Source organism: Streptosporangium brasiliense (assembly GCF_030811595.1).
GTDB lineage: Bacteria > Actinomycetota > Actinomycetes > Streptosporangiales > Streptosporangiaceae > Streptosporangium > Streptosporangium brasiliense.
In genome coordinates, this window is the sequence record NZ_JAUSRB010000002.1 from 2,936,920 (window position 1) to 2,958,115 (window position 21,196).

The 21,196-nt window shown below is 70.8% G+C and carries 19 protein-coding genes and 2 tRNA genes; 15 read left to right on the plus strand and 6 right to left on the minus strand.

Annotated elements, in window-relative coordinates; all coding sequences use genetic code 11:
* Positions 1 to 27: 27 nt before the first annotated feature.
* Positions 28 to 1,224 carry an alpha/beta hydrolase gene (locus J2S55_RS22270; protein WP_306864270.1) on the minus strand — a complete coding sequence of 399 codons (1,197 nt, stop codon included), beginning with the start codon at positions 1,222 to 1,224 and terminating at the stop codon, positions 28 to 30.
* Positions 1,225 to 1,402: 178 nt separating this feature from the next.
* On the opposite strand from J2S55_RS22270, the gene J2S55_RS22275 reads away from it, so the two are divergent.
* From J2S55_RS22275 to J2S55_RS22295, 5 genes are all read left to right on the plus strand, one after another.
* Positions 1,403 to 3,472 (plus strand): ATP-dependent DNA helicase UvrD2, encoded by a 2,070-nt coding sequence (locus tag J2S55_RS22275; RefSeq protein ID WP_306864273.1) that lies wholly within the window; start codon positions 1,403 to 1,405, stop codon positions 3,470 to 3,472.
* Entirely contained in the window at positions 3,469 to 4,335 is an 867-nt protein-coding gene (locus J2S55_RS22280) for an acyl-CoA thioesterase (protein ID WP_306864275.1), read from the plus strand. Before J2S55_RS22275 ends, J2S55_RS22280 begins: the two co-directional genes overlap by 4 nt.
* A gap of 115 nt (positions 4,336 to 4,450) precedes the next feature.
* A complete protein-coding gene (locus tag J2S55_RS22285; protein ID WP_306864279.1) occupies positions 4,451 to 4,747 on the plus strand; it encodes a hypothetical protein in 297 nt (98 codons plus the stop codon).
* Positions 4,748 to 4,876: 129 nt separating this feature from the next.
* A complete protein-coding gene (locus J2S55_RS22290; RefSeq protein ID WP_012894732.1) occupies positions 4,877 to 5,146 on the plus strand; it encodes a WhiB family transcriptional regulator in 270 nt (89 codons plus the stop codon).
* A gap of 52 nt (positions 5,147 to 5,198) precedes the next feature.
* Positions 5,199 to 5,393: a putative WhiB-interacting protein gene (locus tag J2S55_RS22295; protein WP_306864284.1), complete on the plus strand. Its 195-nt coding sequence runs from the start codon at positions 5,199 to 5,201 to the stop codon at positions 5,391 to 5,393.
* A gap of 695 nt (positions 5,394 to 6,088) precedes the next feature.
* On the opposite strand, the gene J2S55_RS22300 is transcribed toward J2S55_RS22295, so the two are convergent.
* Together J2S55_RS22300 and J2S55_RS22305 are read right to left on the minus strand one after the other, a co-directional pair.
* Complete coding sequence (locus tag J2S55_RS22300; RefSeq protein ID WP_306864286.1) at positions 6,089 to 7,426, minus strand: ABC1 kinase family protein; 1,338 nt, start codon at positions 7,424 to 7,426, stop codon at positions 6,089 to 6,091.
* Positions 7,427 to 7,490: 64 nt separating this feature from the next.
* On the minus strand, positions 7,491 to 8,591 hold the full coding sequence (locus tag J2S55_RS22305) for a ThiF family adenylyltransferase (RefSeq protein ID WP_306864289.1): 1,101 nt from the start codon (positions 8,589 to 8,591) through the stop codon (positions 7,491 to 7,493).
* Positions 8,592 to 8,751: 160 nt separating this feature from the next.
* Between J2S55_RS22305 and J2S55_RS22310 the strand changes: the two genes are divergently transcribed.
* The 3 genes from J2S55_RS22310 (at position 8,752) to J2S55_RS22320 (ending at position 10,790) form a co-directional block, all read left to right on the plus strand.
* A complete protein-coding gene (locus J2S55_RS22310) occupies positions 8,752 to 9,537 on the plus strand; it encodes an enoyl-CoA hydratase/isomerase family protein (RefSeq protein ID WP_306864291.1) in 786 nt (261 codons plus the stop codon).
* Positions 9,538 to 9,678: 141 nt separating this feature from the next.
* On the plus strand, positions 9,679 to 10,194 hold the full coding sequence (locus J2S55_RS22315; protein WP_306864294.1) for a M48 metallopeptidase family protein: 516 nt from the start codon (positions 9,679 to 9,681) through the stop codon (positions 10,192 to 10,194).
* Complete coding sequence (locus J2S55_RS22320; protein ID WP_306864297.1) at positions 10,191 to 10,790, plus strand: DUF2064 domain-containing protein; 600 nt, start codon at positions 10,191 to 10,193, stop codon at positions 10,788 to 10,790. The genes J2S55_RS22315 and J2S55_RS22320 overlap by 4 nt, the downstream gene beginning before the upstream one ends.
* A 6-nt stretch (positions 10,791 to 10,796) precedes the next feature.
* Here J2S55_RS22320 and J2S55_RS22325 read toward each other — a convergent pair whose 3' ends face one another.
* The 3 genes from J2S55_RS22325 to J2S55_RS22335 form a co-directional block, all read right to left on the minus strand.
* The gene (locus tag J2S55_RS22325; RefSeq protein ID WP_306864300.1) at positions 10,797 to 11,798 is read right to left on the minus strand and encodes an endonuclease/exonuclease/phosphatase family protein; all 1,002 of its coding nucleotides are present in this window, start codon (positions 11,796 to 11,798) and stop codon (positions 10,797 to 10,799) included.
* Between the two features lie 94 nt (positions 11,799 to 11,892).
* Positions 11,893 to 12,438: an NUDIX hydrolase gene (locus tag J2S55_RS22330; RefSeq protein WP_306864303.1), complete on the minus strand. Its 546-nt coding sequence runs from the start codon at positions 12,436 to 12,438 to the stop codon at positions 11,893 to 11,895.
* Positions 12,435 to 13,739, minus strand: a complete 1,305-nt coding sequence (locus J2S55_RS22335; RefSeq protein WP_306864305.1) for a zinc-dependent metalloprotease — start codon at positions 13,737 to 13,739, stop codon at positions 12,435 to 12,437. The genes J2S55_RS22330 and J2S55_RS22335 overlap by 4 nt, the downstream gene beginning before the upstream one ends.
* A gap of 79 nt (positions 13,740 to 13,818) precedes the next feature.
* Here J2S55_RS22335 and J2S55_RS22340 point away from each other — a divergent pair, with 79 nt between their 5' ends.
* From J2S55_RS22340 to J2S55_RS22370, 7 genes are all read left to right on the plus strand, one after another.
* Positions 13,819 to 14,892, plus strand: a complete 1,074-nt coding sequence (locus J2S55_RS22340) for an NAD-dependent epimerase/dehydratase family protein (protein ID WP_306864308.1) — start codon at positions 13,819 to 13,821, stop codon at positions 14,890 to 14,892.
* 226 nt (positions 14,893 to 15,118) lie between these two features.
* Positions 15,119 to 15,544, plus strand: coding sequence for a molybdenum cofactor biosynthesis protein MoaE (locus tag J2S55_RS22345; RefSeq protein ID WP_306864311.1), 426 nt, complete (start codon positions 15,119 to 15,121; stop codon positions 15,542 to 15,544).
* Between the two features lie 84 nt (positions 15,545 to 15,628).
* Positions 15,629 to 16,675 carry a YlbL family protein gene (locus J2S55_RS22350; RefSeq protein WP_306864314.1) on the plus strand — a complete coding sequence of 349 codons (1,047 nt, stop codon included), beginning with the start codon at positions 15,629 to 15,631 and terminating at the stop codon, positions 16,673 to 16,675.
* 319 nt (positions 16,676 to 16,994) lie between these two features.
* Positions 16,995 to 19,901: a UPF0182 family protein gene (locus J2S55_RS22355; RefSeq protein ID WP_306864319.1), complete on the plus strand. Its 2,907-nt coding sequence runs from the start codon at positions 16,995 to 16,997 to the stop codon at positions 19,899 to 19,901.
* A gap of 72 nt (positions 19,902 to 19,973) precedes the next feature.
* A tRNA-Met gene (locus J2S55_RS22360) sits at positions 19,974 to 20,047 on the plus strand.
* Positions 20,048 to 20,167: 120 nt separating this feature from the next.
* A tRNA-Met gene (locus tag J2S55_RS22365) sits at positions 20,168 to 20,241 on the plus strand.
* A gap of 165 nt (positions 20,242 to 20,406) precedes the next feature.
* Positions 20,407 to 21,174, plus strand: coding sequence for a group II truncated hemoglobin (locus J2S55_RS22370; protein WP_306864321.1), 768 nt, complete (start codon positions 20,407 to 20,409; stop codon positions 21,172 to 21,174).
* The last annotated feature ends 22 nt before the right edge of the window (positions 21,175 to 21,196 follow it).

A 21,196-nucleotide genomic window follows, 5' to 3' on the forward strand; every position in this document is an offset into this window, starting at 1 on the left:
CCGCGGGCCCGGCCGGCGGGGGGCCGGTCAGGAGAACCTGGCGGCGATCCAGGCGTGCACCGACTCGGCCACGCCGGGCAGCCGGTACAGCGGTGAGCTGTGCTCGACGCCGGGCTCGGCCATCACCGTCATGTTGACGCCGAACCGGGCCAGCCGGTCCTTGAGCCGCAGGCTGTGCTCGACGGGCACGAACTCGTCCTGCGAGTGCACGGTCAGGACGGGCGCGTCGCCGCGGCTGGCGTGCAGCGGCACTTCCATGCTGTTCCAGATCCGGGGACACTTGCCGGGCTCGCAGCCCCCGGCGAGGCGGATGGCCGACTCGCGCAGCTTGCGCTTGTTGGAGTCGAGAGTGTCGGCGCCCTCGTTGTAGGCGGTGAGCGGTGAGACCACCGGGGAGACGCCCACCACGCCGCGCAGACCGGGCAGGCCGTTCTTGTAGGTGCCGACGGCGGTGGCCAGATGGCCTCCGGCGGAGAAGCCGACGACCACGTAGTTGGCCGGGTCGAAGGCCCACAGCAGGGCGTGCCTGCGCGCGGTCGCGATGGCGTCGAGCGTGTCGGTGCGCTGGGCCGGCCAGGCCGCGTCGCTGGAGAGACGGTAGTTGATGTTGAAGACCGTGTAGCCCTGCTCGACGTAGCTGCGGCTCACCGCGGTCATGTATTTCTTGTCCCCGGAGGACCACCAGCCGCCGTGGATCAGGAAGACAGCCGGCCGGACGAGACCGTCGGAGTGGTGCCAGACGTCCATCCGCTGGCGGAGGTGCGGGCCGTAGGAGACGGTGTCGACGGAGACGTCCTGCAGCAGCGGGTCGGTCGCCCCGGTGGACGACGTCGACGTCGGCGTGGGGGTGGGCGTCGGGGTGGGCGTCGGATCGCCCCGCCTCGCCGTCCCGGCGGCCCCGGCCGCGGCCCTGGTCCCGGACGTGGTCTTCGCCGTGGTTGCGGTTGTGCTCTTGGTCCCGGACGTGGTCTTCGCCGTGGTCCCGGGCGTCGGTGTGGCCGCGGTCTTCGCCGTGGTCCTGGGCGCCGGTGCGGCCGTGGTCTCCGCGGTGGCCCCGGCCCTGGAGGCGACCCTCGGCGCCGGCGTGGCCCGCGCGGCCGACCCGGCGCCCGGCTGCGAGGGATCCGCCGCGGCCGCGTGCGCGCTCGGGGAGGCGTGCACCGCGGCGGGTGTGATCACCAGTGCCGCCAGGGCAAGGGCACTCACGGTTACCACAGTTCGCACGGGTCTCTTCCTTCCCCCAAGGCACAGTTCGTTCCCCATTGTGGGGTAAACAGGCCTGTCTGTGCATCTCAGCGAACGACATAGGTTGACGGCGGCATGTTGCCAGAATGGGCGATGCTTGACCACCGGCTGGAAGGATGTTCCCTTCCGACCCGTTACCCGGCCGTAAGGAGTCTCCGTGGAGCCCGACGACGTTCTGGCGGGGCTGGATCCCGAGCAGCGTGAGGTGGCGCAGGCCGTCCGAGGTCCGGTCTGCGTGCTCGCCGGAGCGGGCACCGGCAAGACGCGGGCGATCACCCACCGCATCGCGCACGCCGTGCGCAGCGGGGTGGTGGACGCGCAGAGCGTGCTGGCGGTGACATTCACCACACGCGCCGCCGGGGAGCTCCGGCAGCGCCTGCGGCAGCTCGGCACGCCGGGGGTGCAGGCGCGCACCTTCCACGCCGCCGCGCTGCGCCAGCTCACCTACTTCTGGCCACGCGTCATCGGCGGAGAGCCGCCCCGGGTGATCGAGTCGAAGCTCCCGCTGCTGGTCGACGCCTGCCGCGCCATCCGCAAGAACCCGGACCGCTCCGAGCTGCGGGACATCGCCTCGGAGATCGAATGGGCCAAGGTCACCCAGGTCGGCCCGGAGGACTACGCCGAGGCCGCCAGGAAGGCCGGCCGGACCCCGCCGGTCCCGGCCGAAGAGGTCTTCCGGATCTTCGACGCCTACGAGAGGCTCCGCCGCGAACGGCACCTCGTCGACTTCGAGACCATCCTCGAACTCACCGCCGCCGTGATGACCGAGCACCGCGAGGTGGCCGCCCAGATCCGCCAGCAGTACCGCTACTTCGTCGTGGACGAATACCAGGACGTCAACCCGCTGCAGAAGCTGCTGCTCGACACCTGGCTCGGCGGGCGCGACGACCTGTGCGTGGTCGGCGACCCCAACCAGACGATCTACTCCTTCACCGGCGCCACCCCCCGCTACCTGACCGGCTTCTCGGTCGAGCACCCCGGCGCCGCCGTGATCAAACTCGTCCGCGACTACCGCTCCACCCCCCAGGTCGTGTCCCTGGCCAACCGGCTGCTCGACAGGTCGAGAACCCCGCACAAGCTCGCTCTGATCGCCCAGCGCCCCGACGGCCCCGAGCCCGTCTTCGCCGAATACGACGACGAGCCCGCCGAGGCCGAGGGGGTGGCGCGAGCGGTGCGCAAGCTCGCCGACAGCGGCGTGCCGACCCGCGAGATCGCCGTGCTGTTCCGGGTCAACGCCCAGTCCGAGGTCTACGAGCAGGCCTTCGCCAAGGCGGGCATCCCCTACCTGCTGCGCGGCGCCGACCGCTTCTTCGAGCGTCCCGAGGTCCGCCAGGCCGTCGTGCTGCTGCGCGGCGCCGCCCGCTCCGCGGCGGACGACGACGAGCTGGCCCCGACGGTCCACCACATCCTCTCCGGCATCGGCCTGACCCCCGAGGCCCCGGGAGGCGGCAAGGCCCGCGAGAAGTGGGAGTCGCTGAGGGCCCTGGCCGACCTCGCCGAGGACATCGCCGCCGAAGGCGGGGACCTGCCGGCCTTCGTGGCGGAGCTGGAGCGCCGGGCCAGCGAGCAGCACGCGCCGCCGGTCGAGGGGGTGACGCTGGCCTCGCTGCACGCGGCCAAGGGCCTGGAGTGGGACGCGGTCTTCCTGGTCGGCGTCACCGACGGCATGCTGCCGATCGTCTACGCCGAGACACCCGACCAGATCGAGGAGGAGCGCCGGCTGCTCTACGTCGGCATCACCCGGGCCAGGGCCCACCTGACGCTGTCGTGGGCGCTGGCGCGCTCCCCGGGGGGCCGCCGCTCCAGGAGGCCCTCCCGCTTCCTCGACGGCCTCACGGGCCGCCCGGCCGCGTCGGGCCGCGCCTTCTCGCCCGCGCCCAAGGACCGCCGGACGGTCGCCGCGCCGGTGAGCTGCCGGATCTGCGCCAAGACCCTCGTCGCCGCCGCCGAGCAGAAGCTCGGCAGGTGCGCCGGCTGTCCGGCCGACTACGACGAGGCCCTGCTGGAGCGCCTGAAGGCATGGCGCACCAGCGTCGCCAAGGAGACCAAGGTCCCGACCTACGTGATCTTCACGGACGTCACCCTGCAGGCGATCGCCGAGCGGGCGCCGGCCTCCGAACAGGACCTGCTGGCCATCACCGGGATAGGACGCGTCAAACTAGAGCGGTACGGCGAGGCGGTCATCGCCCTCTGCCGTGCTGCCGAGGATCAGACGGAGGACGCGTGAACGAGGCGCTCAAGGAGCTGCTGGACCTGCTCGACCTGGAGCAGATCGAGCTCGACATCTTCCGGGGACGCAGCCCCGAGGAGCGCATCCAGCGGGTGTTCGGCGGCCAGGTGGCCGCCCAGGCGCTGGTGGCGGCAGGCCGTACGGTGCCCTCGGAGCGTTACGTGCACTCGTTGCACGCCTACTTCATCCGGCCCGGCGACCCGGCGGTCCCGATCGTCTACAACGTCGAGCGGGTCCGCGACGGCCGGTCGTTCACCACCCGCCGGATCTCGGCCATCCAGCACGGCAAGGTGATATTCACCATGTCGGCCTCCTTCCACATCCTGGAGCAGGGCGTCGAGCACCAGGCCGCGATCATGCCGGAGGTGGCCGCCCCGGAGAGCCTGCCCATGCTCCAGGAGCGGATCCTGGAGGTCGTGGGGGAGGACTCACCGTGGCGGGAGTGGCTGACCCGGCCGCGCCCGGTGGACGCCAGATACGTGACCCCCCTGACGTGGGAGGCCCATCGGGACCCGGCGCTGCGCGGCTCGGAGACGAACGTGTGGTTCCGCTACGACGCCGAGCTCCCCGACGACCCGCTGCTGCACGTGGTGCTCGCCGCCTACGCCTCGGACTTCACCCTGGTGGACACCGTGCTGCTGAACCACGGCCTCGCCTGGGGGGCCTCCAACGTCTCCGGGGCCTCCCTGGACCACGCGATGTGGTTCCACCGTCCCTTCCGGGTGGACGACTGGATGCTCTACGCCCAGGAGTCACCGTGGTCGGGGGCGGCCCGCGGACTGGCCAGGGGAGAGATGTTCACCCGATCCGGCGAACTGGCGGTGTCGGTGGTGCAGGAGGCCATGATCCGCGTGAGTTAGGTGTAAAACTGCAGGTAGAAAATATGTTGCCCACTCCCGGCACCCGGGTTTAGGGTCATGGTCAAGCAAGTCGGACGGTCCTGTCCGACGATCCACGAATGGAGGTGAGTCCGCTGTGAAGAACACCATGATGTCGGCCCAGTACGGGCTCGCTTCCGCGTTCCACAGCACCACCCTGCCCTGCGGCAGCCAGGCCATCCTCACGGTTGGTGCGGCCGCTCAGCTTCAGCAGGAGCAGTCTGCCCGCGTCCAGATCGTGGCCGGCCGTCCGAGCACCCTGATCGCCTTCCCGGCGGCGGGCGCACCGGCAGTCCGGATCCCGGATGCCGGCGGCTACGCACCGACCAAGCACGCCCGAAACGGTGGACTGCGTGGTCCGTATCCCTGGAGGCAACCTCCGGTCATAACCTGACCGGGAGGAAAAGCCTTCAGGCCGCGGATCCGCAACCAGGATCCGCGGCCTTCTTGTTTGTCCGCGTCATTCCTGACCCCCACCCAGAGGTAATCGAAGATCAACACCTGACACAGAGAGGTGAAGCAGATGGGGGCCCAGACGGTCATGGACCTGATCGACGAAGCCACAATCCCCTGTCGTACCGACCCCGACCTCTGGTTCGCCGAGTCTCCGGAGGACGTGGAGTTCGCCAAGGCGCTCTGCGGAGGCTGCCCGATCCAGCAGGCCTGCCTGGCCCGCGCGCTCGAGCGCGAGGAGCCGTGGGGCGTCTGGGGCGGCGAGCTCATCCTCCGGGGAGCCGTCGTCCCGCGGAAGCGTCCGCGTGGACGTCCTCGCAAGACTCCGCTCGCTGCCTGACCAGCACCTGATCAACCCAAGAACCTTGACGTCCCTGAAAGGACCACTTCCGATGAACCACTCCGTCTCCTGGAACCTGGACATGTCCTCTATGCAAGAAGAATTGGTCCGGGACCGAATACGGACGCTCCACCGCGAGGCGGAGGAGCAGCGCCTGATCTCCGGCGTCCTGCGCGTACGGCGCGCCCGTCGTGACGCGGAGCGCGCCTCCTCGCGCCTGCGCCACGCGCTCCTGCGCCTCGTCTGATCCGGCCGAGGACCAGGCCCGGTCCAGTGGGCACCGGGCCCGGTCCGGTAAGGCCAGGTCCGGTAAGAGACCGGACCTGGTCCGTAGAGGCCGGGTCCGGTCCGCAGTGCCGGGGCTGATCTCTGAGAACCGGTAAGGCTCGGGTCCGGTCCGCAGGGCTGGGTCTGATCTCTGAGAACCGGTAAGGCCCGGGGCCCGTCCGCAGGGCCGGGTCCGGTCCCGGCAGGGACCGGCGCAGCACGGCCGGACAACAGAATGACCGCCGAGGGGCGGCCCGTCCCGAACGGGCCGCCCCTCCGTGCTGTCCGGCCCCACCCGGTCACCGCCGCGCCCGATCCCGGCTGTGCCGGATCCCGGCTGTGCCCGGTTGGCCGTCCCTCATCATGCCCACGGCCTCCCCGTCATGCCCATGGCCGTGTCCGGTGCCCGTTCCTCAACGTCGCCACGGCCGTGTCGGCAGCCATGCCCGGGCCGCAAGGGCACCCCTGGTTCTCATGAGGCCGTCCGGAATCCCCGGAGGATGTCCCTGTCTCCTGCCCGGGCCCGAGGGCGCCGACGGAGGTAACCCATGGCACATACGCCGATGGAGGCAACCCGCGGGCCTTACGGGGAAGGCCCTCATGGGGGCGGGGAGGCACGCCTGCGGGACCCCTGGACCTGCGGGGTGCCCCGGGGGCTGCGGGGACGCCTCAGGGTCAGCTTGCGGCGACCGCGCGCTCTCCGGGATCCTCCTCGGCGAAGCCGGGGACCCAGCGGATCACCTCTTGGCGGAAACGGGCGGTGGTGCCGAGCTGGCAGAGCACTCCCACCCCGGCCGCGTGGACCCGGTGGATGAGCACGTAGGACACCGGCAGGTTGAGCTGGCGCACGACGTTGCCGGGGCGCAGGTCGGTGACAGTGGCCGCCTGGTGCTGCAGCCACTCCCGGCTGAAGGTGAACTCCTCGACCGCGGTCGGCTCGACGTAGGGGGCGAGGAAGGCCCGCAGCGCCTCCATGTCCACCTCGATGTGCGGGAGGATGAAACCCTCGTCGCGCAGACCCTGGACCACGTTCTCCATGTCGCCGTTGTTGAAGATGCGGGTCAGCTTCCCGAAGACCGAAGGGTAGCCGTCCGGCAGCCGGTTGACGGCCCCGAAGTCGAGCACGCACAGCCGCCCGTCGTCCATGACCCGGAAGTTTCCCGGATGGGGATCGGCGTGGAGCATGCCCACCCGCGCGGGGGAGGAGAACAGGAATCGGACGAGGAGGAGACCCGCGCGGTCGCGCTCCTCCTTGGTGCCGTCGGTGATGATCCGCGACAGCGGGGTGCCGTCCACCCACTCGGAGACGAGCACCTGCTCGTTGGCGGCGATGACGTCCGGGACCAGGAAGTCGGGGTCGTCCTTGAACTCCAGCGCGAAGGCGTGCTGGGCCTCCGCCTCGCGGAGGTAGTCGAGCTCCTCGACCACCCGCTCGCGCAGCTCGCTGAGCACGGCCTTGATGTCGAGGCCGGGCAGCAGCACGCCGAAGAGCTTGCCGAGCCTGGCCAGCTGGGTGAAGTCGGACAGCAGCGCCTTGCCCGCCCCCGGATATTGGATCTTGACCGCGACCGTCCGGCCGTCGTGCCAGACGGCCTTGTGCACCTGCCCGATCGACGCGGCGGCGGTCGGCCGGTCCTCGAAGGACCGGAAGTTCTCCCGCCAGTCGTCCCCGAGCTGCTCGACGAGGACCTTGTGCACGGTCGCGGCCGGCAGCGGCGGGGCGGCGTCCTGGAGCTTGGTCAGGGTGGCGCGGTAGGGGCCGGCGATCTCCGAGGGCAGCGCGGCCTCGAAGATGGACAGTGCCTGGCCGAGCTTCATCGCCCCGCCCTTGAGCTCTCCCAGAACCTTGAAGATCTGCTCTGCGGTGCGCTCCTGGATCTCCTGGGCGACGATCTCTGCGGATTTTCCCCCAATCCGTTTTCCCAGCCCGAGGGCGGTGCGGCCGGCGAACCCGATGGGGAGGGCCGCCAGTTTGGCGGAGCGCGCAACGGCGCGGCGCGGAAGGTCACTCACCTTTGGTCTGCGGCGTGTCCGCCGTACAGCGAGACGCCGCTCCCTCCCTTCGGTGTGGTGTCTATCAGCGGCAGGTAGCCGACGCGACCATTGTTAGCGAACCCATGTCGTTTCGGAAGCAACGACATTGCGGATGAACACTCCAGGATCGCCGCTTCCAGCTCCAATCAGGCAATACATCTAATGTGCCGTTGGTCACAGTTGGCTCACCCCCGTCGAGCAGAGCAAGCGCATGACCGACCGCGGCCGCCGCGACCAGCGTCGACACCACCGCGCCGCAGGCGATCTCCCCTGCGGGGAAGCCTCCCAGGCGGGCACTGACGACCGGCCACCCGGGGTCGCGGTCGCGTCGACTCAAATCTAGACACTGCAGGCATGTGCTCCGCCCAGGCAGCACCAGCGGCCCTACCGATCCGGAGCCCTCGAAGGCGGTCACCAGCAGGTGCGGCACCTTCCAGTCGAGCAGCTCCCCGACCAGCAGGCCGTCCAGCGGCTCCACCGGCGCGAGGATCGCCAGGTCGGGTCTGCGGGCGCCGTCGGCGAGCTGGGAGGCGCCCGCGCCGGTCCACGCGGTGACCCCGGGCGCCAGGGCCCTGGCCACCGCGACCGCGCCGTCCTGCCGGCTCATCCCCACTTCGGCCCAGCTCAGCCCGCCGGGGACGACGTCGCGGGGGCGGGCCGTGCCGGGATCGACGACGCAGAGCCGGCCGACCCCGGAGGCGGCGAGCAATGCGACGATCTGCGCGCCGACCCGGCCCGCCCCGTATACGCGCACCTGGGCCTCGCGCCTGCGCTCCAGCGTCGCGAGCCCGCCGTCGGTCGTGCCGGGGGAGAGGGACAGCGCGTCCAGGTCGGGCTGGAGCCGGTCCCGCTCGGCCACCGAGAGCGCGCGCAGCGGGCCGGGCGGCGCCCCGGCGTCGTCCACGACGCCCCGCCTGACCAGCAGGTCGAGCAGGGTCCGGCCGCGCTCCGCGCCGATCCCGGCCTCGGCCGCGCCCGCCAGCACGCCGGCGAGGTCCCGCACGCCGTCCAGGCTCTCGACCCAGCGGCGGACCTCGGGTTCGAGATCGGCCAGCACCACCGCGTGCCGGGGGTGCAGGCCGAACTGCAGGGTGCGCTCGTCGCGCGCGACCCTGCGCAGCGCGGGCTTCAGGCGTGGTCTCATGAGACGGCCTTTCCTCGGGGGGCGTGCTGGCGGAGCTGTGCCACCGGGTGGAGGCGTGCCAGCGTGCCATGCCTCCGTGAGGCTCCGGGCGGGTTTCCCGCCGCCTGTGGATAACTCCCGCACCGCCTGTGGACGACTTCCGTGCATTACGCTCCCCGGCATGGACGAGCTCTTGGTCGACCGGCGGGACGACGGCGTCGTGGTGCTCACCCTCAACCGCCCGGACCGGCGCAATTCGATGACCGACGGGATGACCGAGCGGTGGCGGCAGGAGATCGCCGCACTCCGCCGTGACCGGGACGTGCGGTGCGTGGTCGTCACCGGGGCCGGGAGCGCGTTCTGCTCCGGGGGAGACCTGTCCTGGCTCGCCGAGCGCGGCGTCGAGAGCGTGCCCGACCTGCGCGACCGGATGCTCGGCTTCTACCGCACCTGGCTGGCGATCGCGGACCTGGAGGTGCCGACCATCGCCGCGGTCAACGGCGCCGCCATCGGGGCGGGGCTGTGCGCCGCCCTCGCCTGCGACCTGGTCTACGCCGCCGATGACGCCAGGCTCGCCGTCCCCTTCACCTCGCTCGGCCTGCATCCCGGAATGGCGGCGACCTACCTGCTGCCCCGGGTCGCCGGGGTGTGGGTCGCCAGGGAGATGCTGCTGACCGGGCGGGTGCTGCTGGGCGCCGAGGCGGCGGCGGCCGGACTGGTCACCAGGGCCTTCCCTCGCGAGTCCCTGACGGCGGAGGTGCTGGAGATCGCGTCCAGGACCGCCGCGAACGCGCCCATCGCCACCCGGCTCACCAAGGTCGCCCTCGCGGGCGGCGGGCACGCCGACCTCGACGCCGCGCTGCGCTGGGAATCCCTCGCCCAACCGGTCACGATGGCCTCAGCCGACATGCTTGAAGGGCTGGCGGCGCACAGAGAACGGCGGGCCCCGCGATTCGGCAACTCCTGAGACAGGCGATATCCAGGTTAATTAGATAAGTCGCAGCCATAACCGATCGGTCTCGCTGAACAATCGACGAACGGGGATTGACCAGCCAGAACGTGTTCTGCCCTCTGGTGTGAATTCGTCATTCTCGGCTACCGTTCATATGTGCCCCCCGAGACAGTCGAGGTCCGTCGAAGTTCTCGTCGCCGGCGGACGGTTTCCGCGTACCGCGACGGCGAGAAAACGATCGTGCTGCTCCCCGCCGGATTGAGCAGCACCGATGAAGAGCAATGGGTACGGCGGATGCTCGACCGGCTCGCGGCCAAGGAGCAGCGAAGACGCCCCTCGGACGACGACCTGCTCGAGCGGGCCAGCGAGCTGTCGGCGCGTTATCTCGACGGCCGGGCCAACCCGTCAAGCGTGCGATGGGTGGACAATCAGCAGCACCGCTGGGGCTCGTGCACCCCCGACCACGGCACCATCAGGCTCTCCACGCGACTGCGGGGCATGCCCTCGTGGGTGGTCGATTATGTGATCATGCATGAGCTCGTGCACCTGCTGGTGCCCAGCCACGGCCCCCGGTTCTGGGCGCTGGTGGAACACTATCCCAAAGCCGAGCGGGCACGAGGATTCCTTGAGGGGTTCTCCATGGCGGCCAACGGCGCCGCGGAGGAGTGTTGACCGGAGAGCGGGTGGTGGCGGTCGTCGTCACGCCCTCGATCGCGCGAGCGGCCCCGCCGGGGGTCGACCCCGCCGACTTCCTGATGGCCGTGGCCGAAGACGCCTATGAGATCGCCGCCGGGCTCGACCATGTCTCGCCGGTCCTGGTGACGAGCGTCCCGGGGATGGAGGAGATCGTCTGGCCGGGGACCCCGGTCGTCGAGATCCCCGACCTGTCCGGAGAGGCCCTGGTCCGGGCCGCCTTCGAGGCGCTGCCGTACGGCGGGCAGGCGGTCCTGCTGAGCGGCGACGCCCCCGACCTGCCCCCACTGCTGATCGGCAAGCTCTTCCGCGCGCTCGGCCGGGCCAAGGTGGCCCTCTGCCCGGCCGCCGACGGCGGCGCCGTGGCGATAGCCGCCCATCTGCCCTACCCCGACTGGGCCGCCGCCGGGTTCGACGACCACGACCCGGTCAAGGCGCTGCGCGCGGCCGCGCCCGGCCCGCGGACGGTCGCCACCGGGCCCGGCTGGCACCGCCTGCGCGCCCCCGGCGACCTCGCGAGGCTGGACCCCGGCCTCGAGGGCTGGGACAGCACCAGGGCGCTGCTGTCGGTGTGAGCCGGGTCACGGCCCGGGCAGGCGCAGGTCGGCGAAGACGGCCCGATGGTCGGTGCCGGGGACGGTGTGGACGCTGACCCCGGCCACCTTCACCCGCTGGTCCACCATCACGTGATCGATGGTGATGAGCGGCGGGAGGCGCCTGTTGGCGGGCCAGGTGGGCCTCAGCCCCTGACCGACCCGGTCGGCCGAGTCCGCGTATCCCCGGCTCAGCAGACGGCGCAGGGCGGCGTGGTCGAGGCTGGCGTTGAAGTCGCCGGCGAGGACGCGGACCCTGTCGGGGACGGCCGGGGGAAGGGCCTCCAGCGCCGCCTCCCACTCCCGCACGTCCTCACCCAGCGGCGCGTAAGGATGCACGTCGACGAGCTCGACGGGCTTGACGCCGGGAAGGGTGATCGCGGCGGCGGGCATGTTGTGCCCGATCGGCCGGAACAGGTTCTCCAGCGGGGTCAGCGGATATCTGGCGTACAGGCCGCTGCCGCGCGCGCCCTCGTCCGCGGCCAGCAGGCGGTGCGGCAGGAGCTCCCGCAGACCGGCCGCGTCGAGCTTGCCGACCATCTCCGGAGTCAGCTCCTGGGTGCTCAGCACATCCGGTCTCAACCGCCGGACCAGGTCCATCACGGTCGCGGGGTCGGCGCCGCCGAACAACATGTTGAGGGTCAGCACCCGCAGCGGCGTCCCGGAGCCGCCCTCCGCGGAGCCGACGGCCCGCGGCAGGACGCTGAGGCCGAGCGCCGCGGCGGTGACCAGCGCGACGACCGCGGCCGCGCGGCCCCGGGCCAGCGCGGCCAGCAGCACGGGGACGAGCGAGCCCGCCGCCACGTACGGAGTGCCGGTCATGAGCTGGGTGGCCAGCGATCCCCGCTCCAGCCCGGCGACCCGGGCCACGGCCCAGGCGGCGAACGGCACGACCACCGCCCAGGCGAGGGCTCTGGGGATCCGTCGGCGCCGCCGCGCGGGCGTCACGATCGCGCCGCCCACGCCCCGGCCGGTTGTGTCAACGCTCACGTCGCCACGCTCCGCTCGTCACGCCCCGTGAGCGGGACGATATCCAGGGGGGTGTGAGCGGAGCGTAAAACAGCGCTCAGGGGCGGCGAGGGCGTCAGAGGGAGCGCAGGACTTCCCGCGCGCGGCGCGCCAGCCGGCGGGTCGCCTCGTCGGAGAGCTCGGGGATCCCGTCCACCGGGAACCACCTCAGGTCGAGCGACTCGTCGCTGATCACGGCCTCGACGTCGGCCGGGGCGACCGCGCCGTACTCCACGTCCAGGTGGTGGCTGTGCGGCGGGTGGCACCAGACCCGGTGCCGGTCGAGGGCGAGCGGCCCCGGCAGCAGCCGCAGACCGGGGATGCCGGACTCCTCGGTGGCCTCCCGCAGCGCCACGGCCTCCAGCGAGGCGTCGCCGCGCTCGCAGTGACCGCCCATGGGCAGCCACATCCCGGCCTTGGGGTGCAGCGTGAGCAGCACCCGCTCGCCGTCGTGGGAGAGCACCGCGGTCGTGGCCGTCAGGTGACCAGGCACGCACTCGCGCCACATCGCGTCCTCGTGGGCGTGCACGTGCCCCAGGAACTCCTTGCGCAGGAGCTCCTCCTGCGCCGTCGGCGCGGCCCACGCCGTGAGCACGTCCTGCGCGTGCGCGCGCAGGCTCACGCGGGGTCGCCCTTGCCCTCGCCCCTGTCGTCCTCGCCGCCCTCGCCGTCCTCGGCGCGGGGCTCCCGCAGGGACGCCTCCAGGCCGGACAGGTCGAACTCGGGCTCTCCCCGGACGAAGCGCTCGGGATTGTCGAGATCGTCGGCGGTGGGCATCAGGTCGGGGTGGTTCCAGACCGCGTCGCGGCCGTCGACGCCGCGGTCGGCCTCCAGCGCCTGCCACAGGGCCGCCGCCTCACGCAGGCGGCGGGGGCGCAGCTCAAGGCCGACGAGCGTGGCGAAGGTCTGCTCGGCGGGACCACCGGTCGCCCTGCGGCGCCGTACGGTCTCCGCCAGCGCGGCCGAGGAGGGCAGCTTGCCGTCGGCGGCGCCGTCGACGACCGTGCCGACCCAGCCCTCGACCAGGGCGAGCATGGTCTCCAGCCGGGCCAGGGCGGCCTTCTGCCGGTCGGTCTCCTCGGGCTTGAGCAGGTTGCCGCCGCTCAGTGCCTGCTGGAGCTGCTCGGGGTTGTTGATGTCGAGGCCGCGGAGCTGCTCCTCAAGGGCGGACACGTCCACCGTGATGCCCCTGGCGTACTCCTCCACGGCGCCGAGCAGGTGCGCGCGCAGCCACGGCACGTGCTGGAACAGCCGGTGGTGGGCCGCCTCGCGCAGGGCCAGATAGAGCCGGATCTCCTCGGCGGGCGTCTCCAGCCCCTGGCTGAAGGCGGCGATGCCGCCGGGCAGCAGGGCGGCGTTGTCCGACAGCGGCAGGCCGATGTCGGAGGAGCCGATCACCTCGCGGGCGAGCGAGCCGATGGCCTGGCCGATCTGCTGGCCGACCATCATGCCGCCCATCTGCTTCATCATGCCCATCAGCGGCCCGGCCATGGCCTGGGCCTCGGCGGGCAGACCGGCGGCGCCGAGGGTGCCGCTCATGGTCTCGACCATGCGCGCCGCGATCGGGTCGCAGAGCTGCCGCCAGACGGGGACGGTCTTCTCGATCCACTCCGACCGGCTCCACGCCTGCGGGTTGCTCACCCCGCTGGGGAGCGCCGTCGCCTCGTTCAGCCACAGGTCGGCGAGGTTGAGGGCGTCCACGATCTGGCGCCGCTCGCCTTCCATGACACTCGGGTCGCCCTCGGCGGCCACGACGTGCCGGGCGATGTTCTTCGCCATGTCCCAGTTGACGGGACCGGAGCTCGGTGGCGCGGAGAGCATGTCGGCGAACTGGCGCATGGCCGCTGCGATCTGCTCCGGGTCGCCGAACATGGCGAACGGATTCTCGTTGGGGTCGTTTTCCCGACCTGGCAAGTCAGTCACAGCTCTACCTCGTGCAGGATGGAGGAGTCCACATCCGCCACGTTATCCGTCGCATGGCGGGTCAGTGCAAAGTGAGGACATGGTGCCTACCTCGAAACGCCTCCGGCCCCCGGTCGTCGCCGTCACCGGCGCGGCCTCGGGAATCGGCCGCGCATTCCTCGCGAAGGTCGCCTCGTCTGCGGATTTCCGCCGAGTCGTGGCCATCGACGAGCAGCGCGGCGACGTGCCCGACGTCACCTGGCGGGTGCTCGACGTCCGAGATCCGCTCTTGGCGAACCGGATCTCTGACATAGACGTGCTCGTCCACCTGGGTGGTGACTACGCGCTCGACGCCGACTCCGGAGAGCGACGCGCCTACAACCTGCGCGCGGCCCAGACGGTGCTCACCGCCAGCGCCGCCGCCCGGGTGCGCCGCGTCGTGCTGGTCACCAGCGCCATGGTGTACGGCGCGGCGCCGGACAACCCCGTCCCGCTGCCCGAGGACTCCCCGGTGGCCGCCGAACCCGACACCGGCATGGTCGGCGACCATCTGGAGATCGAGGCACTGGTCCGGCGCTCGCTGCGCAGCCATCCCGGGCTTGAGGTGACCGTCCTGCGGCCCGCCGCCGTGGTCGGCCCGGGCGTCGACAGCGTGGTCACCCGTCACTTCGAGTCGCCCAGGCTGCTCAGCGTCAAGGGGTGCAGCCCCCGCTGGCAGTTCTGCCACATCGACGACCTGGTCGCGGCGCTGGAGATGGCCGCGCTCGGCGCGGTATCCGGGGTGGTGGCCGTGGGCAGCGACGGCTGGCTGGAGCAGGACCAGGTGGAGGAGCTCTCCGGCCTGCGCCGCTTCGAGCTGCCCGCCGGGCTGACCTTCGGCACCGCCCAGCGCCTGCACCGGCTGGGCGTCACCCCGGCCCCGGCCACCGACCTGCACTACGTCGTCTACCCGTGGGTGGTCGACTGCGCCGCGCTGCGGACGGCCGGCTGGAAACCGCTGTGGAGCAACGAGGCCGCCTTCGCGCAGCTCCTGGAGCTGCGCGAGGGCCGGCACACGGTCGTCGGACGCCGCCTGTCCGGCAAGGAGGCGACGCTCACCGCCGCCGGCGCGACCGTCGCGGTCCTCGGCACCGCCGCGATCGTCCGCGCCGCTCGCAAGAAGCGCCGGGTCTGAGCCCGGCGAGCACGGCCCGCGCCCCGGGACCCGTCCCGGGGCGGTGAGAGCGGCCGGGGCGGGGCGGCCGGTCGGGCGCCTGCCGGTCGAGCGCTGCGGGTCGGGGCCGCCGGTTGAGCATGCCGGTCGTGCATTTGCCGGTTGAGCGCTGCCGGCTGGGGCTGTCGGTCGGGCGCTCGCCGGTTGGGCCTGGGGGGCAGCTTTCCGGGACGGTAGGCTCTGCGGTGTGGAAGTCATCCGGTTGCTGGGTATCCGCGACAGCGCGCTCTCCGTCGACGAGGTTTACTCCGCCGTCGGCGACCACGCCGCGGGCGGCACGACGATCTTCATCGGCACGGTGCGCGACCAGGACCACGGCAAGCCGGTCACGCGGCTGTCCTACTCGGCGCACCCCAGCGCCGAGAGCGAGCTGCGCCGGGTGGCCGAGAAGGTCGCCGCCGACTTCCCGGTGACCGCGCTGGCCGCGGTGCACCGGGTCGGCGACCTCGAACTCGGCGACATCGCGGTCATCGTGGCGGTCGCCTGCCCCCACCGCGCCGAGGCGTTCGCGGCCTCCCGGCGGCTGATCGACGACCTCAAGAGCGAGGTGCCGATCTGGAAGAACCAGCTTTTCGTGGACGGCTCGGCCGAATGGGTCGGGGCCTGCGAGTGAGATCGGGCGCAAGCCGTACGATCCGGAACATGGCGGCGCGTACGTGCACCTGTCTGCCCGGTAACACGGCATAGGCTTCCTCCTATGTCCCGACGAGCGCTGACCCTGATGGTGGCCGGCTTCCTCACGCTCATGCTCGGCGTCGTCGGCGCCCTGCTGCCGGTCCCTTACGTCGTCCTGAGTCCCGGACCGACCGAGAACACCATCGGAGACGTCAAGGGCAAGCCGGTGATCAGCATCGAGGGGCGCCCGACCTACCCCACCTCCGGCAAGCTCAGCCTCGTCACCGTGGCCTACCAGGGCGGGCCGGGCAACAGGATCGACCTGTTCAGCGCACTCAGGGGCTGGGTCGACCCGACCGTCGCGGTCGTGCCGGAAGAGACGATCTTCCCGCCGACGAGCACGGCCGAAGAGGTCGAGCAGCAGAACAGCCAGGAGATGACCAACTCCCAGGACGACGCGACCGCGGCCGCGCTGACCGAGTTGAAGATCCCCTACACCTCGGTCGTGAGCGTGGCCTCCATCCAGAAGGGCCTGCCGGCCGACGGGAAGTTCAAGACCGGCGACGAGATCGTCTCGGTCGACGGGGTGCCCGCGGCGGACCGCGAGACCGTCTCCGCCGCCGTCCGCAAGCACAAGGCCGGTGAGAAGGTCAACTTCACCGTCAACCGCGCCGACCAGAGCACCACCGTGACCGTCCCGACCGCCGCGGCCGAGGACGGCACGCCCATCGTGGGCATCACGATGCAGATCAGATACAAGTTCCCCTTCAAGGTGAAGATCAACGTCGGCGACGTGGGCGGGCCGAGTGCGGGGATGATGTTCTCCCTCGGCATCATGGACAAGCTCACCCCGGGGCCGATGACCGGAGGCAAGGCGATCGCCGGGACCGGGACGATCACCCCGGAGGGCAGGGTCGGCCCGATCGGCGGCATCCAGCAGAAGATGGTGGGCGCCCGTAAGGCCGGGGCCACGGTCTTCCTCACCCCCGCCGACAACTGCGCCGAGGCGATGAAGGCCGTCCCCGACGGCCTGAGGCTGATGAGGGTCGAGACGCTCCACGACGCGGTCCAGGCGATCGACGTGGTCCGCACCGGCTCCGGCACCGCGCCGAGCTGTCCGGCGAGCTGACCCGGCCCGGCTCCGGCATCACGCCGGGCTGTCCGGCGGGCTGACCCGGCTCCGGCTCCGGCACCGCGCCGAGCCGCCGGGAGCGGTCGGCGGCGGGACGGGCGCACGCGCACGCGCACGCCGATCCTGCCCCGGGCACTGATCCGGCCTCCCGTGCGTTGACAGTGGTGAATCCGAGACCTGTGGGGGTTGTGGCCGGACCGTGGCCAAGCGGCTGAGCACGACGGAACCCCCGCCGGTGTAGGTTTCCAAACACGGACCGTGCTCTTACGACAAGGGGTTGGCCTTGAGCTTCCGGACCCCCGGAGCCGGTAGGGCAATGCGCTTGCCCCGCCGGCCACGACTGCTGCTTCCTGTCGCGATCGCCATCGTCGCGCTCGTTGCGTTGTTCTTCTTGTTCGCCGGCATCTTCACCGACTACCTCTGGTACGACTCGGTGGACTACACGGCGGTCTTCTCCGGCGTGATCGTCACGCAGATCCTGCTCTTCATCGTGGGCGCCGTGCTGATGGTCGGCCTGGTGGGCGGCAACATGCTGCTGGCCTACCGGATGCGGCCGATGTTCGGCCCGGGGATGTTCGGCGGCGCCAGCGGCGCCGACCGCTACCGGATGGCCCTCGACCCGCACCGCAAGCTGATCTTCCTGATCGGCGCCGCCGTGCTCGCGCTGTTCGCCGGATCGTCGTTCTCCAACCAGTGGAAGACCTGGCTGGAATACATCAACGCCACGCCGTTCAACGAGAACGACGCGCTGTTCGGCATGGACGTGTCGTTCTTCATGTTCACCTACCCGTTCCTGCGGATGGTGCTGAACTTCCTGTTCACCGCGGTGGTGCTGTCGGCCGTCATGGCGGCGATCGTGCACTACCTCTACGGCGGGTTCCGGCTCCAGTCGCCGGGGGTGCACGCCTCCCGGGCCGCCCGGGTCCACCTGTCGGTGCTGCTGGGCGTGTTCGTGCTGCTGAAGGCCGTCGCCTACTGGGTCGACCGCTACGGCCTGGTCTTCTCCGACCGGGGCTTCGCCTACGGCGCGTCCTACACCGACGTCAACGCGGTGCTGCCCGCCAAGACCATCCTGGCGATCATCGCCCTGATCTGCGCCGCCCTCTTCTTCGCCGGAGTCGTACGGCCCGGCGGCATGCTGCCCGGCGTCTCCTTCGGCCTGCTGGTGCTGTCGGCCATCCTGATCGGCGGGGTCTACCCGGCCCTGGTCGAGCAGTTCCAGGTCAAGCCGAACCAGCAGGACAAGGAGAAGGCCTACATCGAGCGCAACATCGTCGCCACCAGGAAGGCCTACGGTGTCGACAAGACCGACGTCATCGACTACACGGCGCAGGGTGACGCCTCGAAGGTGAACGTCACCACCGACAGCTCGATCTCCGGCGTGCGGCTGCTCGACCCCAATCTGGTCGCCAAGACCTATCAGCAGAAGCAGCGTATCCGCGGTTACTACGACTTCCACGACCCGCTCGACGTCGACCGCTACCCGGACGCCTCCGGCAAGATGCGCGACACCGTGGTGGCGGTGCGGGAGCTCACCGGCCCGCCGCGTGAGCAGGACAACTGGATCAACCGGCACCTGGTCTACACCCACGGCTACGGGTTCGTGGCCGCGCCGGGCAACGAGGTCGACTCGCAGGGCCTGCCCAACTTCGACGCCAAGGACATGCCGGTGACCGGCCCGCTGGTCGAGCGGACGGGCCTGAAGGAGTCGCGCGTCTACTTCGGCGAGTCCCCGAGCGCGCCGGAATACGTCATCGTGGGCGGCGACAAGAAGCAGGAGCTCGACTACCCGCTGAGCAGCGGCACCGGCCAGCAGAACACCACCTACACCGGCAAGGGCGGCGTCCCGGTCGGCTCGTTCTTCAACCGCGTGCTGTACGCGGCCAAATACGGTGAGAAGAACCTGCTGCTGTCGAGCGACATCAACGACAAGTCCAAGATCCTCTACGTGCGCAACCCGCAGGAGCGCATCGCCAAGGTGGCGCCGTTCCTGAGCCTGGACGACAACCCCTACCCGGCCATCGTCGACGGCAGGGTGGTCTGGATCGCCGACGCCTACACCACCTCCAACTCCTACCCCTACTCCGACAGCAGGAGCCTGGAGGCGATGACGCGGGACACGGTCACCGACCCGCGCCTGGTGGTGCCGCAGCCGCGCGACCAGATCAACTACATGCGCAACTCGGTCAAGGCCACGGTGGACGCCTACGACGGCACGGTCACGCTGTACGCCTGGGACGAGCAGGACCCGATCCTGCGGACCTGGCGCAAGGCCTTCCCCGGCATCATCAAGCCGAAGGACGCGGTGTCGGAGAGCCTCAAGCAGCACCTGCGCTACCCGGAGGCGCTGTTCAAGGTCCAGCGCGACGTGCTGTCCCGCTATCACATCCAGGACCCGAGCGCCTTCTACAGCGGCCAGGACTTCTGGAACGTCCCGAACGACCCGTCCTCGGGCGAGCGTGACGTCAAGCAGCCGCCGTACTACCTGTCGGTCAAGATGCCCGACACGACGGACCCGACGTTCTCCCTGACCACCACGTTCGTGCCGCGCCAGGGGCCCAACCTGGCCGCGTTCATGTCCGTGGACGCCACCCCGGGAGACGACTACGGCAAGCTCCGCATCCTGCGGATGCCCTCCAACACAACCATCCCCGGCCCCGGCCAGGTGCAGAACAACTTCCAGAACAAGTTCTCCGGCGAGCTCAACCTGCTCGGCATCGGCGGGGCGAAGGTCCGCTACGGCAACCTGCTGACCCTGCCATTCGCCGGCGGTCTGGTCTACATCGAGCCGGTCTACGTGGAGACCGCCGCCTCCTCCGGCCAGGAGCCCTATCCGATCCTCCGCCGGGTCCTGGTCTCCTACGGTGACCGGGTCGGCTTCGCCGACACCCTGGAAGGCGCTCTGAAGCAGGTCTTCGGAGAGGGCGCCCAGCCGGCCAAGCCGGACACCACCAAGCCGGAGCTGCCCTCCCAGCCGAGCACCACGCTGAACCAGGCGATCAGCGAGGCGCAGCAGGCGTACGACAAGGCGCAGGAGGCCCTGGCGAAGAACCCGCCGGACTGGACGGCGTACGGCGCGGCGCAGCAGGAGCTGGCGAAGGCGCTGGAGAAGCTGAAGGGGGTGGTCCCCACGGCCACCCCGGCCCCCTCGCAGACCCCGACCCCGGCCCCTTCCGGCACTCCCACGCCGTCGGCGACGCCGACGTCCTCGCCCAGCCCATAGGGGGTCTCCGAGCACAGCGAGCCGTCTGATTCGCGTCCACCGCCAAAGCCGGGTAGTCTTTAGACACACCGACGCGGGGTGGAGCAGCTCGGTAGCTCGCTGGGCTCATAACCCAGAGGTCGCAGGTTCAAATCCTGTCCCCGCTACTGATGTGGAAGGCCCGGATCTCTCTGAGATCCGGGCCTTCTGTCGTAGATGCGGATCTCCGTCTCCTGCCGTTGATTTGCTCTCCGGTGCCGAGGCCCGGTAGTCTCTAAACATACCGACGCGGGGTGGAGCAGCTCGGTAGCTCGCTGGGCTCATAACCCAGAGGTCGCAGGTTCAAATCCTGTCCCCGCTACTGAAAGAAGGCCCCGGTCTCCCAGAGACCGGGGCCTTCGTCGTTTCTCGCTCCCGGAGCACGCCGCAGCCCTGTTTCTCGGCCTTCTTGGCCGGACAGGGTGCGCAGGTGATCAATTACATGATTACATCGACTCATCGGTTACATCTGGTTGGAAGGTGACCAATGATCGTCGAATACATCCGCTACCGCGTCCCCGATGAGCGGTCGGCGGAGTTCGAGGCCGCCTACCGGCGCGCCGCCGTACCGCTCGCCAACGCCCCTCAGTGCGTGGACTACGAGCTCACCCGATGCGTGGACGAGCCCGCCTGCTACATCCTGCGGATCACCTGGACCTCCGCGGAGGACCACCTCCAGGGGTTCCGGGGCGGTCCGGACTTCGCGGCCTTCTTCGCGGAGATCCGGCCCTACGTCTCCGACATCGAGGAGATGCGCCACTACGCGCCCACCGGCATCCGGGGCCAGGGGGCCGCGACGCCGACGCTCTACGACTGGGCCGGCGGGGCCGAGGCGTTCGAGCGGCTCACCGAGGTCTTCTACGGCCACGTGAAGAAGGACGATCTCATCGGGCCGCTCTTCGCGCACATGGACCCCGGCCACCCCAGGTATGTGGCGATGTGGCTCGGCGAGGTCTTCGGCGGCCCCGATCGCTACACGCGTGAGCGCGGGGGATACCCCCACATGCTCTCCCAGCACATCGGCAAGGGCATCACCGAACCGCAGCGCCGCCGCTGGGTGAACCTCCTCCTGGACGCCGCGGACGAGGTCGAACTCCCCGCGGATCCGGAGTTCCGCGCGGCCTTCCTCGGCTACATCGAGTGGGGGACCCGCCTGGCGTTCGCCAACTCCCAGCCGGGCGCGACTCCGTTCGCCCACGCCCCGGTGCCGCACTGGGGCTGGGGTGTGGCGCCGCCGTACGTGCCCAAGGGCTGAGCGGTTAACGTGCCAGTGTGGA

What these genes read in the sequence shown, in the direction of transcription:
- J2S55_RS22340 (WP_306864308.1), top strand. Translation starts at nt 13,819, where the DNA reads ATGGTGCCTACCTCGAAACGCCTCCGGCCCCCGGTCGTCGCCGTCACC.
- J2S55_RS22355 (WP_306864319.1), top strand. Translation starts at nt 16,995, where the DNA reads ATGCGCTTGCCCCGCCGGCCACGACTGCTGCTTCCTGTCGCGATCGCC.
- J2S55_RS22370 (WP_306864321.1), top strand. Translation starts at nt 20,407, where the DNA reads ATGATCGTCGAATACATCCGCTACCGCGTCCCCGATGAGCGGTCGGCG.
- J2S55_RS22290 (WP_012894732.1), top strand. Translation starts at nt 4,877, where the DNA reads ATGGGGGCCCAGACGGTCATGGACCTGATCGACGAAGCCACAATCCCC.
- J2S55_RS22305 (WP_306864289.1), bottom strand. Translation starts at nt 8,591, where the DNA reads ATGAGACCACGCCTGAAGCCCGCGCTGCGCAGGGTCGCGCGCGACGAG.
- J2S55_RS22310 (WP_306864291.1), top strand. Translation starts at nt 8,752, where the DNA reads ATGGACGAGCTCTTGGTCGACCGGCGGGACGACGGCGTCGTGGTGCTC.
- J2S55_RS22350 (WP_306864314.1), top strand. Translation starts at nt 15,629, where the DNA reads ATGTCCCGACGAGCGCTGACCCTGATGGTGGCCGGCTTCCTCACGCTC.
- J2S55_RS22295 (WP_306864284.1), top strand. Translation starts at nt 5,199, where the DNA reads ATGAACCACTCCGTCTCCTGGAACCTGGACATGTCCTCTATGCAAGAA.